Source organism: Pseudomonas kribbensis, assembly GCF_003352185.1.
In the GTDB taxonomy this organism is placed as follows: domain Bacteria; phylum Pseudomonadota; class Gammaproteobacteria; order Pseudomonadales; family Pseudomonadaceae; genus Aquipseudomonas; species Aquipseudomonas kribbensis.
The window spans coordinates 473,284-489,274 of sequence record NZ_CP029608.1 but is presented as its reverse complement, the minus strand read 5'-3'; the positions used below and the strand labels follow the sequence as shown (position 1 = coordinate 489,274).

Below are 15,991 nucleotides of genomic sequence, written 5' to 3'. Positions count from 1 at the left end.
TCCCCACAAGACTGCCCGGTCACCCCTGTCAAGCGCCCTGCCCTACGACTTTGGGCCAAGAGCCACGGCGCACAAGGGCTAGACTGTTCACAATCGACAGAAAAAATGTCTACAACTTTTTCTTCAACGGGACGATTGCAACATCGAAGGGTCGGTCAGCGGCAACAGCCAGCGAGCCTGACCGGGTTTCAATCCGCCCCGTCGCGAACGATCGACTACCCAGCCCCGGGCCTCGATCTGCTTGCCCTTCAGCCCTTGCAGGGAACTGCCGGCGAAGCGCTCCAGCAGATTGGGTGCAACGCGCAGTACAAGCTTGTCCTGCAACTCGATCCAGATTCCGCCACGATTGCGCTGAACCTTGCTCACACGCCCGCTGACGATGGCGAAACCCGAACGTTCGATCTGCTCCGCTTTCAGTACAGGCGAACGCTTCCACAGGCCAAGCCCGGCCTGCCGCGCGCTGCGTTCGGCGGCTTGCTGACAATCGACAAGATCGACATTCGGTGCCACCGCGACCTGGAATCCAAGGCCTTCGGCGAGCATTTGCGCTTCGAGACTGGCGCCGCTGACGCTGTAGAGATGGGCGAGCGTACGCCCGTAATGGTCTTTTTCTTGCGCACCAAGGCGCAAACCGACCCGACCGCCACTGTCGGCCACCAAGGCTTCCAGGCGTTTGCGCGCCGCCACGGCAAACGGTTCGTCGCTGCGACCCTGCTTGCCCAGCTCAGGCGTGTTGAGGCCGATCAGGCGTACGCTGCGGCCATCACTCAAGCGCACCGTGTCGCCATCGACAACCCGCTGCACCGCCACGCTCGACAGCCCCGAGGGCTTCGGGCAGAACGCCTGGGCAGCGGACAGCCAAATCGCGGACACAAAAAAGGCGCCCACAAGGGACGCCTTTTTCATCAGACCGGAAAAGCCGCTGAGGTTTTCCAGAATGAGGGGCCTTAGGCCTTTTTCGCGCCGAAAGCACCGAAACGGTCGGCGAACTTCTGAACGCGACCACCGGTGTCCAGAGTCTTCTGCTTACCGGTGTAGAACGGGTGGCACTCGTTGCAAACGTCGATCGCCAGGGCTTTGCCGAAGGTCGAACGGGTTTCGAACTTGTTGCCGCAGCTGCAAGTTACTGCAACTTCTGGGTAATTCGGGTGGATATCGGCTTTCATGGTGTTTTCCTCAGCTGGCGTGCCGCCATCCAACACGATTGTTGAATACCGCACGTAATTAGGCCGCGGATTCTACCAGACAATCCCGATCACGCAAGCTGTCACTGAGACCGACCGTCTGCTAGGCTCCCGCCCTTCTTCACCGCCCCGCCTATGAGAATCCTCCGCGTGCCCGACGCCATTCTGCGCCTCGCCCTGCCTTCGCCCCTGCGCCGCCTGTTCGACTATCGGGCCCCGGCCGGTGTGCTGCGCTCGCAGTTGCAACCGGGCATGCGCCTGCGGGTACCGTTCGGGCGGCGGGAGATGATCGGGATTCTGGTGGAAGTCACTGACACCAGCGAAGTACCGGTGGAGAAGCTCAAACCGGCGCTCGCGCTGCTCGACGCCACCCCACCGCTGCCGCCGGCACTGTTCAAGCTGTGCCTGTGGACCGCCCAGTATTATCAGCACAGCCTCGGCGATACCCTGAGCTGGGCACTGCCGGTGCTGCTGCGTCAGGGCGAACTGGCCGAGGCGCGACAGGAACGTTTCTGGTCCGCCGCCCCCGGTGCCAGCCTCGATGACCCGCGCATCGCCCGCGCCCCGCGCCAGCGAGAAGCCCTGGCGACACTGGCGCAGCACCCTCATGGCGTCGCCCATCAGTTGCTGAGCAAACTGATGCTGAGCAAGGACAGCCTCGATCTGCTGCTGGCCAAGGATCTGGTACAGGTCGAAGTGCGTCGTCACGCTCCCGGCGCACGTCACGAACACTGGCTGGCCCAGCCCGAGCTGCCGCTCAACAGCGAGCAACGCGCCGCGTACGAGGCGATTCGCGCCGGGTTCGACAGTTATCACGCATTCCTGCTGGCCGGGGTCACCGGCAGCGGCAAGACCGAAGTCTATTTGCAGCTGATCCGCGAAACCCTCGAGGCCGGCAAACAGGCACTGGTGCTGATCCCGGAGATCAACCTCGGCCCGCAGACCCTGGCGCGCTTCGAACAACGTTTCAACGCACGCATCGCCCTGCTGCACTCGGCGGTCAATGACCGCGATCGCCTCGATGCCTGGCTCGCCGCCCGGGATGGCGAAGCCGACATTATTATCGGCACCCGCTCGGCGCTGTTCACCCCGATGAAAAATCCGGGGCTGATCATCATCGACGAAGAACACGACGGCTCCTATAAACAGCAGGAAGGCCTGCGCTACCACGCACGGGATCTGGCACTGGTGCGCGCGCGGCAGGAAAACATCCCGATCGTGCTCGGCTCCGCGACGCCATCGCTGGAAAGCCTGCACAACGCCTACACCGGCCGGTATGGGCTCCTGCGCCTGAACGAACGGGCCGGCGGCGCCAAACAGCCACGTTTCCTGCGCCTGGATGTGAAAAGCCGTCCACTGGACAGCGGCATTTCCGGGCCGATGCAGCAAGCCATCGGCCAGACTCTCGCTGCCGGCCAGCAGGTGCTGGTGTTCCTCAACCGCCGGGGGTTTGCCCCGACCCTGCTGTGCCACGACTGCGGCTGGATGTCCGAATGCCAGCGCTGCGATGCGCGGATGACCGTGCACCAGCGCTACGGCGAACTGCGCTGCCATCACTGCGGTTACGTCGAGCGCGTGCCGCGCCAGTGCCCTAAGTGCAACAAGGTCGACCTGCGGCCGGTGGGCGCCGGCACCGAGCGCGCCGAGGAACGGCTGGCGATTCTGTTCCCGGACTATCCGGTGCTGCGCGTCGACCGCGACAGCACCTCGCGCAAAGATGCGATGAACCAGTTGTTCGCCACCATTCAGAAAGGCCAGCCGTGCATTCTGGTCGGCACGCAGATGTTGGCCAAGGGTCACCATTTCCCCCGCGTCACACTGGTGTCGATCCTTGATGCCGACGGCGGACTCTTCTCCGGCGACTTCCGCGCCAGCGAACGCATGGCGCAACTGATCGTGCAAGTCGCCGGGCGGGCCGGGCGGGCGGAAGAACCGGGCAAAGTGATCATCCAGACCCACCTGGCCGACCATCCTTTATTGGTGCAACTGACCGAACAGGGTTACTTCGCCTTCGCCGAACAGGCCTTGAGCGAACGCCGCGCCGCCGGCCTGCCGCCGTTCGCCCACCTCGCCCTGCTGCGCGCCGAAGCGCACAAGCCGGGGCAGGCCGAAGGTTTTCTCGATGAGGCCTGCAGCGAGGCCGAGCGTTTGCTGGCCGAACAGAATCTGACCGGCATTGAACTGCTGGGCCCGGTGCCGGCACCGATGGAACGCCGGGCTGGACGCTTCCGCGCGCAACTGCTGTTGCAGGCCACTGCCCGGGCGCCGCTGCACCGCTTGCTGGCGAGCTGGCTGCTGGCGCTGGAGCAGATGCCGAGCGGCCGGGCGGTGCGCTGGTCGCTGGATGTCGATCCTGTCGATTTGTATTGATTGATTGCTATCGCAGGCAAGCCAGCTCCCACAGGGGAATTGCGTCGTTCTTGTGGGAGCTGGCTTGCCTGCGATGGCTGACGAATTGTCACCACACATCCACATCCTGCCTGCTAAGGTTGGCAAGCCCGTCTTCGCAACGGATAATGCCCAGTTTTTCCACCCGCGCATCGATGCGCCGCCGCGCTTGCGGTCGAAAGAGAAGACCATGAAAGACACCATTCGCCAGCTGATCCAACAAGCCCTCACCCAACTCGTCAACGAAGGTGTGTTGCCTGAAGGCCTGACGCCGGCGATCCAGGTGGAAAACGCCCGGGACAAGACCCACGGCGATTTCGCCAGCAACATCGCCATGATGCTGGCCAAGCCTGCAGGCATGAAACCGCGCGATCTGGCAGAAAAAATCATCGCCGCCCTGCCGGCTGACGAGAACGTCACCAAGGCCGAAATCGCCGGCCCCGGCTTCATCAATTTCTTCCAGAACACTCAGGCACTGGCCTCGCGCCTCGACGCCGCTCTGGCCGACGCTCACGTTGGTGTGCGCAAGGCCGGCCCGGCGCAACGCACCGTGGTCGACCTGTCGGCGCCGAACCTGGCCAAAGAGATGCACGTCGGCCACTTGCGCTCGACCATCATCGGCGACGGCGTGGCCCGGGTGCTCGAATTTCTCGGCGATACCGTGATCCGTCAGAACCACGTCGGCGACTGGGGCACCCAGTTCGGCATGCTGATGGCCTACCTGCAGGAAAACCCGATCACCAGCGACGAGCTGTCGGACCTGGAAAACTTCTACCGCGCCGCCAAGCAGCGCTTCGACGAATCCCCGGAATTCGCCGACCGCGCCCGTGGCCTGGTGGTCAAGCTGCAGGCCGGCGATGCCGAATGCCTGGCGCTGTGGACCAAGTTCAAGGACATCTCGCTGTCGCACTGCCAGAAGATCTACGAACTGCTCAACGTCAAACTGACCATGGCCGACGTGATGGGCGAAAGCGCCTATAACGACGACCTGATCAACGTGGTCAACGACCTGAAAGCCGCCGGCATGCTGGTCGAAAGCAACGGCGCCCAGTGCGTGTTCCTCGACGAATTCAAGAACGCCGAAGGCGAGCCGTTGCCGGTGATCATCGTCAAGGCTGACGGCGGCTACCTGTACGCGACTACCGACCTCGCGGCCGTGCGCTACCGCAGCGGCAAACTGAAGGCCGACCGTGCGCTGTACTTCGTCGACCAGCGTCAGGCCCTGCACTTCCAGCAAGTGTTCGCCGTGGCGCGCAAGGCCGGTTTCGTGACCCATCCGATGGAAATGGAGCACATGGGCTTCGGCACCATGAACGGCGCCGACGGCCGTCCGTTCAAGACCCGTGACGGCGGCACCGTGAAGCTGATCGATCTGCTGACCGAAGCTCAGGAACGTGCCTACGCATTGGTAAAAGAGAAAAACCCGACACTGGCCGACGACGAACTGCGCAGCATCGCCAAGGTTGTGGGCATCGGCGCGGTGAAGTACGCCGACCTGTCGAAGCACCGCACCAGCGACTACAGCTTCAACTTCGACCAGATGCTCAACCTCGAAGGCAATACCGCGCCGTACCTGCTGTACGCCTACACCCGGGTGGCCGGCGTGTTCCGCAAGCTTGACAAGAATTACAGCGAAGTCGACGGCCAGATCGTCCTCGAAGCGCCGCAGGAGCACGATCTGGCAGCCAAACTGGCGCAGTTCGGCGAAGTGCTGAACAACGTTGCAGAAAAGGGCACGCCACACACCCTGTGCACCTACCTGTACGACGTGGCCGGCCTGTTCTCCAGTTTCTACGAGCACTGCCCGATCCTCGCCGCCGAGACCCCGGCACAAATGCAAAGCCGTCTGCGCCTTGCCGCGCTGACCGGCCGTACCCTCAAGCAAGGCCTGGAACTGCTCGGCCTGGAAACCCTGGAGCGCATGTAAGTTGGCTGCCAAGAAAAAACCTGCACCCAAGCGTGGCGCCAGCCGTTACCAAGCTCCTGCGAAGCAACCGATCCCGGGCTGGCTGTGGATGGCCATCGGCCTGACGGTCGGTGCGTTCATCGTGTTCCTGATGAAACTGGAGCCGGGCAAGGGCAGCGACACGGTCAAGCGCGAGAAGGTCGAGCAACAGCAACAACAGAAAGCCACCAAGATCGCCGAGGCCAACAAGACCCCGCCGAGCCCGACGCAACCGGTGAAGCCGAAGTACGACTTCTACACCCTGCTGCCGGAATCGGAAGTGATCGTGCCGCCTGACGCCGTGCCGGAGAAAACCCTGCCGACGCCACAAGTGCCAGCGATCCCGACCACGCCGGTGACCCCGGCGGAAGCGGCGAAGATCGACACCGCGCGCGCCCAGGCTGCGCTGGCCGGTATCACCCCGCCACCAGCGCCGCCGGTGACCAAGGCTGCACCGGTGACCAAGTTCTTCCTCCAGGCCGGCTCGTTCCGCAAGCAGACAGATGCCGACAAGGTCCGCGCGCAGATCATTCTGCTCGGCCAGGCGGTCGCGGTTGAGTCCGGGACGGTGAAGGATGAAACCTGGTATCGCGTACTGGTCGGCCCGTTCAGCAACCGCGAACAACTGACCACCGCCCAGAAGCAATTGGCGGGCGCAGGGTTCAGCAACCTGTTGTTACAACAACGCCAGAGCCGCTGACTCCCCCCGAATGATCCTTCCCCCGCTCTGCGTGGGGAGGATCAGCAACACCACCGCTCGTCCCCTCTCCCTTCCTGCAGTTGAAATCCTCTCCACCACCCCCATATGAATGGGCATAAGGCATTTTCGCCCCGCAGTGTGGAGACTCTTCCCTTGACCACCATCGTTTCAGTCCGCCGCCACGGCAAAGTCGTCATGGGCGGCGACGGCCAGGTTTCTCTCGGCAACACCGTGATGAAAGGCAACGCGAAGAAAGTTCGTCGCCTGTACCACGGCCAGGTCATCGCCGGTTTTGCCGGTGCCACCGCCGACGCCTTTACCCTGTTCGAACGTTTCGAAGGCCAGCTCGAGAAACATCAGGGCCACCTGATCCGTGCCGCCGTCGAACTCGCCAAAGAATGGCGTACCGACCGCTCCTTGAGCCGCCTCGAAGCGATGCTCGCGGTCGCCAACAAGGACGCCTCCCTGATCATCACCGGCAACGGTGACGTGGTCGAACCCGAAGACGGCCTGATCGCCATGGGTTCCGGTGGCGCCTATGCGCAAGCCGCCGCCAGCGCCCTGCTGAAGAAGACCGACCTGTCGGCCCGCGAAATCGTCGAGACCGCTCTCGGCATCGCCGGCGACATCTGTGTATTCACCAACCACACCCAGACCATTGAGGAGCAGGATCTCGCTGAATAAGCCTGACGCGGCCCTGTGCCACGGCTTGTTTCTGCTTGAGGACCGTCAATTATTATGTCCATGACTCCCCGCGAAATCGTCCACGAACTCAACCGCCATATCATCGGCCAAGACGATGCCAAGCGCGCCGTCGCGATTGCCCTGCGCAACCGCTGGCGCCGCATGCAGCTGCCTGAAGAGCTGCGCGTTGAAGTAACCCCGAAGAACATCCTGATGATCGGCCCGACCGGTGTCGGTAAAACCGAGATCGCCCGCCGCCTGGCCAAGCTGGCCAACGCGCCGTTTATCAAGGTCGAAGCGACCAAGTTCACCGAAGTCGGCTACGTCGGCCGTGACGTCGAATCGATCATCCGCGATCTGGCCGATGCCGCGATCAAGATGCTGCGCGAGCAGGAAATGACCCGCGTGCGTCACCGCGCCGAAGACGCCGCCGAGGACCGCATCCTCGACGCCCTGCTGCCGCCGGCACGCATGGGCTTCGGCAACGAAGACGCGCCGACCCAGGACTCCAACACTCGCCAGCTGTTCCGCAAGCGTCTGCGCGAAGGTCAGCTGGACGACAAGGAAATCGAGATCGAAGTCGCCGAAATGGCCGGCATCGAGATCGCCACGCCGCCGGGCATGGAAGAAATGACCAACCAGCTGCAGTCCCTGTTCGCCAACATGGGCAAGGGCAAGAAGAAGTCCCGCAAGCTCAAGGTCAAGGAAGCGCTGAAATTGGTGCGCGATGAAGAAGCCGGTCGCCTGGTCAACGAAGAAGAGTTGAAGGCCAAGGCCCTGGAAGCGGTCGAGCAGCACGGCATCGTGTTCATCGACGAAATCGACAAGGTCGCCAAGCGCGGCAATGTGGGCGGCGCCGATGTGTCCCGTGAAGGCGTGCAGCGTGACCTGCTGCCGCTGATCGAAGGCTGCACCGTCAACACCAAGCTGGGCATGGTCAAGACCGACCACATCCTGTTCATCGCTTCCGGTGCGTTCCACCTGAGCAAGCCGAGCGATCTGGTGCCGGAGCTGCAAGGCCGTCTGCCGATCCGCGTCGAACTCAAGGCCCTGAGCCCGGAAGACTTCGAGCGCATCCTCAGCGAACCGCACGCCTCGCTCACCGAGCAGTACTGCGCACTGCTGAAGACCGAAGGCCTGAACATCCAGTTCCAGCCTGAAGGCATCAAGCGTCTGGCGGAGATCGCCTGGCAGGTCAACGAGAAGACCGAGAACATCGGTGCCCGTCGCCTGCACACGCTGCTCGAGCGCCTGCTGGAAGAGGTGTCGTTCAGTGCCGGCGATCTGGCCAGCGCCCACGACGACAAGGCGATCCTGATCGACGCCGAGTACGTCAACAGCCACCTGGGTGAATTGGCGCAGAACGAAGATCTGTCCCGTTATATCCTGTAAGCCATACTTACAGTGGTCGTGAAACTGTGGGAGCCATCGGCTCCCACAATTTTTTCCACCTGACGGAACGCCGGCGATGACCCAACTCCCCACCGACATCAAACTGCACAAAGCCTCGAAAACCCTGTCGCTCAAATACGCGTCCGGCGAGGAATACACCCTGCCCGCCGAATTCCTGCGCGTGCATTCCCCCTCCGCCGAGGTCCAGGGCCACGGCAAACCGATCCTGCAATTCGGCAAGCTCCACGTCAGCCTGACCAAGGTAGAACCGGCCGGCCAGTACGCACTGAAACTGACCTTCGACGACGGTCATGACAGCGGCCTGTTCACCTGGGATTACCTCTACGAACTGGGGCGACGTTATGACGCACTCTGGGCGGATTATCTGGCCGAGCTCAAAGCCGCCGGCAAAACCCGCGACCCGGACGAGTCCGTCGTCAAGCTGATGCTCTAGTCCGCGCCTCGGACTGTTTAGAGGGCATTTTCTAAATTCATCTGTTTGAATGCTCCGCTAAAGCGGCCCAGGATCGGCTGCTTGCGAAAAAAATTAAACTCGGGTAACCAATGGAGCTGGCAAGTTCCCTGCAGTGCTCTACGACTGTAAAGCAGCTATGCAGAATCAACGGTCACCCGAGCAGTAGTACCTGGCATTGGCTGTGGAACTGCACAGCAGAAACCGGGTACTCGTCTCAGGACAATGGAGCGTCGTAGATGAGTAACAAGAATAACGATGATTTGAAGTACCAAGCCTCGGAAAACACCCTGGGGCTGAATCCTGTCGTTGGGCTTCGCGGAAAGGATCTGCTGGCCTCTGCTCGAATGGTGCTGACCCAGGCCATCAAACAACCGATCCATAGCGTCAAACACGTCACTCATTTCGGCATCGAACTGAAGAACGTGCTGTTCGGCAAATCAGAACTGCAACCGGCAGGCGATGACCGTCGCTTTGTCGACCCGGCGTGGAGTCAGAACCCGCTGTACAAACGTTACCTGCAAACTTATCTGGCGTGGCGCAAGGAACTCCATGCCTGGATCGACGACAGCAGCCTCTCGCCCAAGGACATCGCGCGCGGCCACTTCGTGATCAACCTGATGACCGAAGCCATGGCGCCGACCAACACCGCAGCCAACCCGGCAGCGGTCAAACGCTTCTTCGAAACCGGCGGCAAGAGCCTGCTCGACGGCCTCTCGCATCTGGCCAAGGATCTGGTACACAACGGCGGCATGCCGAGCCAGGTCAACATGGGTGCGTTCGAGGTCGGCAAGACCTTGGGTGTGAGCGAAGGCGCGGTGGTGTTTCGCAACGACGTGCTGGAGCTGATCCAGTACAAACCGATCACCGAGCAAGTCCACGAGCGTCCGCTGCTGGTGGTGCCGCCGCAAATCAACAAGTTCTACGTATTCGACCTGAGCCCGGACAAGAGCCTGGCGCGTTTCTGCCTGCGCAACAATGTGCAGACCTTTATCGTCAGCTGGCGCAACCCGACCAAGGAACAGCGCGAGTGGGGCCTCTCGACCTACATCGAAGCCCTGAAGGAAGCGGTCGACGTGGTCACCGCGATCACCGGCAGCAAGGACGTCAACATGCTGGGCGCCTGCTCCGGCGGCATCACCTGCACCGCCCTGCTCGGCCACTACGCCGCCACCGGCGAAAACAAGGTCAATGCCCTGACCCTGCTGGTCAGCGTGCTCGACACCACCCTGGACAGCGACGTCGCCCTGTTCGTCGACGAGCAGACTCTGGAGATGGCCAAGCGTCATTCGTATCAGGCCGGCGTGCTCGAAGGCAAAGACATGGCCAAGGTCTTCGCCTGGATGCGCCCCAACGATCTGATCTGGAACTACTGGGTCAACAACTACCTGCTGGGCAACGAGCCGCCGGTGTTCGACATCCTGTTCTGGAACAACGACACCACCCGGTTGCCGGCCGCGTTCCACGGCGACCTGATCGAGATGTTCAAAAACAACCCACTGACCCGCCCCGATGCACTGGAAGTGTGCGGCACGCCGATCGACCTCAAGAAAGTCAGGGCCGACATCTTCTCGCTGGCCGGCACCAACGACCACATCACCCCGTGGAAGTCCTGCTACAAGTCGGCGCAGCTGTTTGGCGGCAAGGTGGAATTCGTGCTGTCCAGCAGCGGGCATATCCAGAGCATTCTGAACCCGCCGGGCAACCCGAAATCGCGCTACATGACCAGCGACGAAATGACCGCCAATGCCGATGACTGGCAGGAAAACTCGACCAAGCACGCCGACTCCTGGTGGCTGCACTGGCAGGCCTGGCAGGCGGCGCGTTCGGGCGAACTGAAAAAGGCACCGACGAAGCTGGGCAACAAGGCATATCCGGCAGGCGAAGCCTCGCCGGGTACTTACGTACACGAGCGGTAACTGACACACCTCGCCCCACAATGTGGGAGCGAGCCTGCTCGCGATGACGTCGGCAGCCGGAACAATGTGCTGACTGATACACCGCTATCGCGAGCAGGCTCGCTCCCACAGGGGATCGAGGCTGACATCGAGATTGACCCACAGGGCCCTGAAGCATGCCGCAACCGTTCATCTTCCGTACCGTCGAGCTGGATGGCCAGACCCTCCGGACCGCCGTACGCCCCGGCAAGCCTCACTTGACGCCCTTGCTGATTTTCAACGGCATCGGCGCCAACCTAGAGCTGGTGTTTCCTTTTGTCGCGGCGCTGGATCCGGACCTGGAAGTGATCGCCTTCGACGTGCCCGGTGTCGGCGGTTCTTCGACGCCGAGCCGGCCATATCGCTTTCCGGGCCTGGCCAAACTCACGGCACGGATGCTCGATTACCTCGACTACGGCCAGGTCAATGTGATCGGCGTGTCCTGGGGCGGCGCTCTGGCGCAGCAATTCGCCCATGACTATCCCGAGCGCTGCAAGAAGCTGGTACTGGCCGCCACGGCGGCGGGCGCGGTGATGGTGCCGGGCAAGCCGAAGGTGCTGTGGATGATGGCCAGCCCGCGTCGCTACATCCAGCCGTCCCATGTGATCCGCATCGCCCCGATGATCTACGGCGGCTCGTTCCGTCGCGACCCGACGCTCGCTGCCAGCCATGCGGCCAAGGTGCGTTCGGCAGGCAAGCTCGGCTACTACTGGCAACTGTTCGCGGGCCTTGGCTGGACCAGCATTCACTGGCTGCACAAGATCCATCAGCCGACCCTGGTGCTGGCCGGCGACGACGATCCGCTGATCCCGCTGATCAACATGCGTCTGCTCGCCTGGCGCATCCCCAACGCGCAATTGCACATCATCGATGACGGGCATCTGTTCCTCATCACCCGGGCCGAAGCCGTGGCGCCGATCATCATGAAATTTCTCCAGGAGGAACGTCTTCGCGCAGTGATGCACCCCCACCCGACACCGCTGGGCGGATAACCGGCCCGGTCCGGTTTTCTGGACAGCTACTTGCAACACGCGTGGCAGGACGCCGCGCAGGCAACAAGCCGCAACAGCGTCTATGGTGTTCTGGTTCGGTGTGTTTGTTTTTGACCTGAAGACGAAGGAGTGTTGAGTCATGCGCGACAAACCCGCGACGGGCGTAGTGCCCAGTCCCGCCGTTTTCATCAATGCACAAAGTGCAATGACCGGCCTGCGAGGCCGCGACCTGATTTCGACGTTGCGCAGCGTAGCCGCCCATGGTCTGCGCAACCCCATTCACAGCGCGAAGCACGCGTTGAAACTCGGTGGCGCGCTCGGACGCGTGCTGCTCGGTGAAACCCTGCATCCGACCAACCCCAATGACAGCCGGTTCGCCGATCCGGCCTGGAGCCTCAACCCGTTTTACCGCCGGGGCCTGCAGGCCTATCTGAGCTGGCAGAAACAGGTCAAGAGCTGGATCGACGAAAGCAGCATGAGCGACGACGACCGCGCCCGCGCGCACTTCGCTTTTTCCCTGATCAACGACGCCGTGGCGCCCTCCAACACGCTGCTCAATCCGCTGGCGATCAAGGAGCTGTTCAACTCCGGCGGCCACAGTCTGGTGCGGGGGCTGAGCCATCTGTTCGATGACCTGCTGCACAACGACGGCCTGCCGCGTCAGGTGACCAAACAGGCTTTCGAAGTCGGCAAGACTGTCGCCACCACCACCGGTTCGGTGGTGTTTCGCAACGAACTGCTCGAGCTGATCCAGTACAAGCCGATGAGCGAAAAGCAGTATTCGAAACCGCTGCTGGTGGTGCCGCCACAAATCAACAAGTACTACATTTTCGACCTGAGCCCGAGCAACAGCTTCGTCCAGTACGCCCTGAAGAACAGCTTGCAGACCTTCATGATCAGTTGGCGTAACCCGGACGTTCGTCATCGCGAATGGGGCCTGTCGACCTACGTCGAGGCCGTGGAAGAAGCGATGAACATCTGCCGGGCGATCACCGGTGCCCGGGAGGTCAACCTGATGGGTGCCTGCGCCGGCGGGCTGACCATCGCCGCATTGCAGGGGCACTTGCAGGCCAAGCGGCAGTTGCGGCGGGTCTCCAGCGCGACCTATCTGGTGAGCCTGCTCGACAGTCAGATCGATTCACCGGCGACACTGTTCGCCGATGAACAGACCCTCGAAGCAGCCAAGCGTCGCTCCTATCAGAAAGGCGTGCTGGACGGTCGCGACATGGCCAGGGTGTTCGCCTGGATGCGGCCCAACGATCTGATCTGGAGCTACTTCGTCAACAACTACCTGCTGGGCAAGGAGCCGCCGGCGTTCGACATCCTCTACTGGAACAACGACAGCACCCGCCTGCCCGCCGCGTTTCATGGCGACCTGCTGGACTTCTTCAAGCACAACCCGCTGATTCATTCGGGCGGCCTGGAAGTCTGCGGCACGCCGATCGACCTGCAGAAAGTCACGGTCGACAGTTTCAGCGTGGCCGGCATGAACGACCACATCACGCCTTGGGACGCGGTGTATCGCTCGACCCTGCTGCTGGGTGGCGAGCGGCGCTTCGTGCTGTCCAACAGCGGCCACGTCCAGAGCATTCTCAACCCGCCGAGCAACCCCAAGGCCAACTACGTCGAAAACGGCAAGCTGAGCAGCGACCCGCGCGCCTGGTACTACGACGCGAAAAAAGTCGACGGCAGTTGGTGGCCGCAGTGGCTGGAATGGGTCCAGCAGCGCTCCGGCACCCTGCGCGAAACCCAGATGGCCCTTGGCAACGCGAACTATCCACCGATGGAGGCGGCGCCCGGCACTTACGTGCGCGTGCGCTGACCGGCCCCAACCGCCCTTTAAGAAGACTGGATGAAAACAAGCGAACGGATCCTCGAATGTGCCCTGCAGTTGTTCAACGAAAAGGGCGAGCCGAACGTCTCCACCATGGAGGTTGCCAATGAAATGGGGATCAGCCCCGGCAACCTCTACTACCATTTCCACGGCAAGGAGCCGCTGATCCTCGGGCTGTTCGAGCGCTTTCAGAGCGAGTTGGCGCCCCTGCTCGACCCGCCCGCCGATGTCGAACTGGCACCGGAGGATTACTGGCTGTTCCTGCATTTGATCGTCGAGCGGCTGGCGCAGTACCGGTTCCTGTTCCAGGACCTGTCGAACCTGGCCGGACGTCTGCCGAAACTGGCCAAGGGCATTCGCAACTTTCTCAACGTCCTGAAGCGCACGCTGGCGTCACTGCTGGCGCGGTTGAAGGCCTCGGGACAATTGGTCAGCGATACCCAGGCATTGGGACAACTGGTGGAACAGATCACCATGACGCTGCTGTTCTCGCTGGACTATCAGCGGATTCTTGATCGCGAGGGTGAAGTGAGGCTGGTGGTTTACCAGATCATGATGCTGGTTGCGCCGCACCTGTTGCCGCCGGTGAAGGTGGCGACGGAGCGGATGGCGCTGCAATATCTCGAAGATCACGAGTGACCGCACAAACAAAAACGCCCGACCTTCACAGGCCGGGCGTTTTCTTGTGCCCTGAAAATCAGGACTGACTGGTCGGCGTCGACGGCGTCGATGCAACAGTCGAAACAGGCGCCGGGGTTGGAGCCGAGGCGGAGTTCGACGTGCTGGCCAGTGCTTGCGGTGTGGTCACCGGTTTTGGTGCAGCTGGTTTCGGCGCTGCGGCTTTCGGCGCGGCCGGTTTTTTCACTGCAGGTTTTTTCGCTGCAGCCGGTTTGGCGGCAGGCTTGGCAGCGGGTTTGGCGGCAGCGGTTTTCGCTGCTGGCTTGGCCGCTGGTTTTGCAGCAGGTTTGGCGGCGGCCTTGGCGGCAACCGGTTTGGCCGCGGCTTTCGCTGCTGGCTTGGCGGCAGCAGTTTTGGCTGCTGGTTTTGCTGCCGGTTTGGCGGCGGCTTTAGCCAGTGGCTTGGCAGCGGTTTTGGCCGCAGGCTTGGCTGCTGCGGTTTTGGCCGCGACAGGCTGAGTTTTCAGGCCGGTGAGTTTCTCGATCTGCTTGGTCAGGGTATCGACCTTCTTGTGCAGATCCTTCACCTCATTGCGGCTCGGTACGCCCAGGCGCGAAATCGCACTGTTCAGGCGCTTGTCGAAAGCCCCTTCCAACTGATCCCAGGTGCCCAGCGCGCGATCTTTCACGCCGCTGATGCGCGATTTGGCCGAGCTCGCGGTGTCCTTGGCAGCATCGACTTTCTTGCCGACCGCAGCCTTGGTGAGCTTCTCGGCTTTCTCGCCGTCTTTGACCAATGTATCGAAGAGCTTGCTGCCGTCAGTGTCGATCTTCGAGTACACGCCTAAACCAGCCAGCCAGATCTTGCGGGAATAGTCTTCGACTTTTCCGATCCACGAGCTGCCTTCTTTATCGGTGTTCTTTTTACCAGCCATCCCGTTCTCCTTAAGATTTACGCGCGACGCGTTCGAGCAATGCCGTCAGCTCATCGAGCTTAGCAGAGAGTGCCTCAACGTCATGTTTAGACGGAATGCCGATACGATTCAAGGCACTGGCGACACGCGTGTCGAACGCCTTCTCGACCTTGTCGAGCTGAACTTCGACGCGACCTTTGAATGAACTGACTTCGCTCCTGGCTTCATCGATCTCGGCGTTGGCCGCTTCGAGTTTTTCGGTGACGGCTTTTTTGCCTTTCTTTTCAACAGTTTGACCAGCCTTGATCAACTCCTGAAAGTACTCGCTGCCCTCCTGACCGACCTTGGTGTAGGCACCCAGGCCTGCCAGCCAGATCTTGCGGGCATAGGATTTGACGTCGCTCAGGGCAGAAGTCGAGGCGTCGATTTTTTTCTTCAAAATAGCTTTGGCCATGGTGCACCTCACGCGCAGAAGGTTTGAGGAACTGCCCTGACGAGTGTCGGGCTCAGGCACAAAGTAGGGAGAAAAATTAGAAACGGCACCCTAACAACTGACATAAAAGGCAGGTGCACGAGAAAAGAAAGGGGAGCCCGAAGCTCCCCGATTGTCCTGATCAGACCAGCGCTTTATCCAGCGCCTTTTCGATCTCGGCTTTGATCATGCCGCTCATGGCCGACATCATCAGGCCCAGTTCCACGTCGACCCGGATCGAATCCTCGGCCACATGCACCGCGCCCTTCACGCCCGAACGCTTGAGGTTCAGGGTGTCACCCGCCCACTGCGGCTCGAGGCCATATTGATCGGAGAGTTTCTGCGCCAGTTTGTCGGCTTTCTCGCGGGCAACTTCCTTGCCCAGGCTGTGGGCACGCTCAACACTGATATGGGCCATTGAATGACTCCTGCTTTTTGAATGGGGCTATGAATGCCTGCA

General features: G+C 61.7%; 15 protein-coding genes. 10 read left to right on the top strand and 5 right to left on the bottom strand.

Annotated elements, in window-relative coordinates:
• Positions 1-123: 123 nt before the first annotated feature.
• Positions 124-906, bottom strand: a complete 783-nt coding sequence (locus DLD99_RS02310) for a thermonuclease family protein (RefSeq protein ID WP_114881129.1) — start codon at positions 904-906, stop codon at positions 124-126.
• 41 nt (positions 907-947) lie between these two features.
• Positions 948-1,166, bottom strand: coding sequence for a 50S ribosomal protein L31 (rpmE, locus tag DLD99_RS02305; protein WP_007952398.1), 219 nt, complete (start codon positions 1,164-1,166; stop codon positions 948-950).
• Positions 1,167-1,334: 168 nt separating this feature from the next.
• Between rpmE and DLD99_RS02300 the strand changes: the two genes are divergently transcribed.
• The 10 genes from DLD99_RS02300 (at position 1,335) to DLD99_RS02255 (ending at position 14,167) form a co-directional block, all read left to right on the top strand.
• Positions 1,335-3,554 carry a primosomal protein N' gene (locus tag DLD99_RS02300; RefSeq protein WP_114881128.1) on the top strand — a complete coding sequence of 740 codons (2,220 nt, stop codon included), beginning with the start codon at positions 1,335-1,337 and terminating at the stop codon, positions 3,552-3,554.
• A gap of 208 nt (positions 3,555-3,762) precedes the next feature.
• Entirely contained in the window at positions 3,763-5,499 is a 1,737-nt protein-coding gene (gene argS / locus DLD99_RS02295; protein ID WP_114886557.1) for an arginine--tRNA ligase, read from the top strand.
• A gap of 1 nt (position 5,500) precedes the next feature.
• Entirely contained in the window at positions 5,501-6,217 is a 717-nt protein-coding gene (locus DLD99_RS02290; RefSeq protein WP_085711050.1) for an SPOR domain-containing protein, read from the top strand.
• A gap of 153 nt (positions 6,218-6,370) precedes the next feature.
• On the top strand, positions 6,371-6,901 hold the full coding sequence (gene hslV, locus DLD99_RS02285) for an ATP-dependent protease subunit HslV (RefSeq protein WP_007968352.1): 531 nt from the start codon (positions 6,371-6,373) through the stop codon (positions 6,899-6,901).
• 54 nt (positions 6,902-6,955) lie between these two features.
• A complete protein-coding gene (gene hslU, locus DLD99_RS02280; protein ID WP_065259458.1) occupies positions 6,956-8,293 on the top strand; it encodes an ATP-dependent protease ATPase subunit HslU in 1,338 nt (445 codons plus the stop codon).
• A gap of 76 nt (positions 8,294-8,369) precedes the next feature.
• Positions 8,370-8,747 carry a gamma-butyrobetaine hydroxylase family protein gene (locus tag DLD99_RS02275; protein WP_114881127.1) on the top strand — a complete coding sequence of 126 codons (378 nt, stop codon included), beginning with the start codon at positions 8,370-8,372 and terminating at the stop codon, positions 8,745-8,747.
• 257 nt (positions 8,748-9,004) lie between these two features.
• Positions 9,005-10,684 carry a class II poly(R)-hydroxyalkanoic acid synthase gene (gene phaC, locus DLD99_RS02270; protein ID WP_114881126.1) on the top strand — a complete coding sequence of 560 codons (1,680 nt, stop codon included), beginning with the start codon at positions 9,005-9,007 and terminating at the stop codon, positions 10,682-10,684.
• A 155-nt stretch (positions 10,685-10,839) separates the two neighbouring features.
• On the top strand, positions 10,840-11,694 hold the full coding sequence (phaZ, locus tag DLD99_RS02265) for a poly(3-hydroxyalkanoate) depolymerase (protein WP_065259455.1): 855 nt from the start codon (positions 10,840-10,842) through the stop codon (positions 11,692-11,694).
• A 139-nt stretch (positions 11,695-11,833) separates the two neighbouring features.
• Positions 11,834-13,516, top strand: a complete 1,683-nt coding sequence (gene phaC / locus DLD99_RS02260; RefSeq protein ID WP_085711046.1) for a class II poly(R)-hydroxyalkanoic acid synthase — start codon at positions 11,834-11,836, stop codon at positions 13,514-13,516.
• Positions 13,517-13,546: 30 nt separating this feature from the next.
• On the top strand, positions 13,547-14,167 hold the full coding sequence (locus DLD99_RS02255) for a TetR/AcrR family transcriptional regulator (RefSeq protein WP_085711045.1): 621 nt from the start codon (positions 13,547-13,549) through the stop codon (positions 14,165-14,167).
• A 58-nt stretch (positions 14,168-14,225) separates the two neighbouring features.
• On the opposite strand, the gene DLD99_RS02250 is transcribed toward DLD99_RS02255, so the two are convergent.
• The 3 genes from DLD99_RS02250 to DLD99_RS02240 form a co-directional block, all read right to left on the bottom strand.
• Positions 14,226-15,080 carry a phasin family protein gene (locus tag DLD99_RS02250; protein WP_114881125.1) on the bottom strand — a complete coding sequence of 285 codons (855 nt, stop codon included), beginning with the start codon at positions 15,078-15,080 and terminating at the stop codon, positions 14,226-14,228.
• 10 nt (positions 15,081-15,090) lie between these two features.
• Complete coding sequence (locus tag DLD99_RS02245) at positions 15,091-15,513, bottom strand: phasin family protein (RefSeq protein WP_085711043.1); 423 nt, start codon at positions 15,511-15,513, stop codon at positions 15,091-15,093.
• A 160-nt stretch (positions 15,514-15,673) separates the two neighbouring features.
• Positions 15,674-15,949, bottom strand: a complete 276-nt coding sequence (locus DLD99_RS02240; protein WP_085711042.1) for a polyhydroxyalkanoic acid system family protein — start codon at positions 15,947-15,949, stop codon at positions 15,674-15,676.
• Between the last annotated feature and the right edge of the window lie 42 nt (positions 15,950-15,991).

What these genes read in the sequence shown, in the direction of transcription:
- DLD99_RS02310 (WP_114881129.1), bottom strand. Translation starts at nt 906, where the DNA reads ATGAAAAAGGCGTCCCTTGTGGGCGCCTTTTTTGTGTCCGCGATTTGG.
- rpmE (WP_007952398.1), bottom strand. Translation starts at nt 1,166, where the DNA reads ATGAAAGCCGATATCCACCCGAATTACCCAGAAGTTGCAGTAACTTGC.
- argS (WP_114886557.1), top strand. Translation starts at nt 3,763, where the DNA reads ATGAAAGACACCATTCGCCAGCTGATCCAACAAGCCCTCACCCAACTC.
- hslU (WP_065259458.1), top strand. Translation starts at nt 6,956, where the DNA reads ATGTCCATGACTCCCCGCGAAATCGTCCACGAACTCAACCGCCATATC.
- DLD99_RS02275 (WP_114881127.1), top strand. Translation starts at nt 8,370, where the DNA reads ATGACCCAACTCCCCACCGACATCAAACTGCACAAAGCCTCGAAAACC.
- phaC (WP_114881126.1), top strand. Translation starts at nt 9,005, where the DNA reads ATGAGTAACAAGAATAACGATGATTTGAAGTACCAAGCCTCGGAAAAC.
- phaZ (WP_065259455.1), top strand. Translation starts at nt 10,840, where the DNA reads ATGCCGCAACCGTTCATCTTCCGTACCGTCGAGCTGGATGGCCAGACC.
- phaC (WP_085711046.1), top strand. Translation starts at nt 11,834, where the DNA reads ATGCGCGACAAACCCGCGACGGGCGTAGTGCCCAGTCCCGCCGTTTTC.
- DLD99_RS02255 (WP_085711045.1), top strand. Translation starts at nt 13,547, where the DNA reads ATGAAAACAAGCGAACGGATCCTCGAATGTGCCCTGCAGTTGTTCAAC.
- DLD99_RS02250 (WP_114881125.1), bottom strand. Translation starts at nt 15,080, where the DNA reads ATGGCTGGTAAAAAGAACACCGATAAAGAAGGCAGCTCGTGGATCGGA.
- DLD99_RS02245 (WP_085711043.1), bottom strand. Translation starts at nt 15,513, where the DNA reads ATGGCCAAAGCTATTTTGAAGAAAAAAATCGACGCCTCGACTTCTGCC.
- DLD99_RS02240 (WP_085711042.1), bottom strand. Translation starts at nt 15,949, where the DNA reads ATGGCCCATATCAGTGTTGAGCGTGCCCACAGCCTGGGCAAGGAAGTT.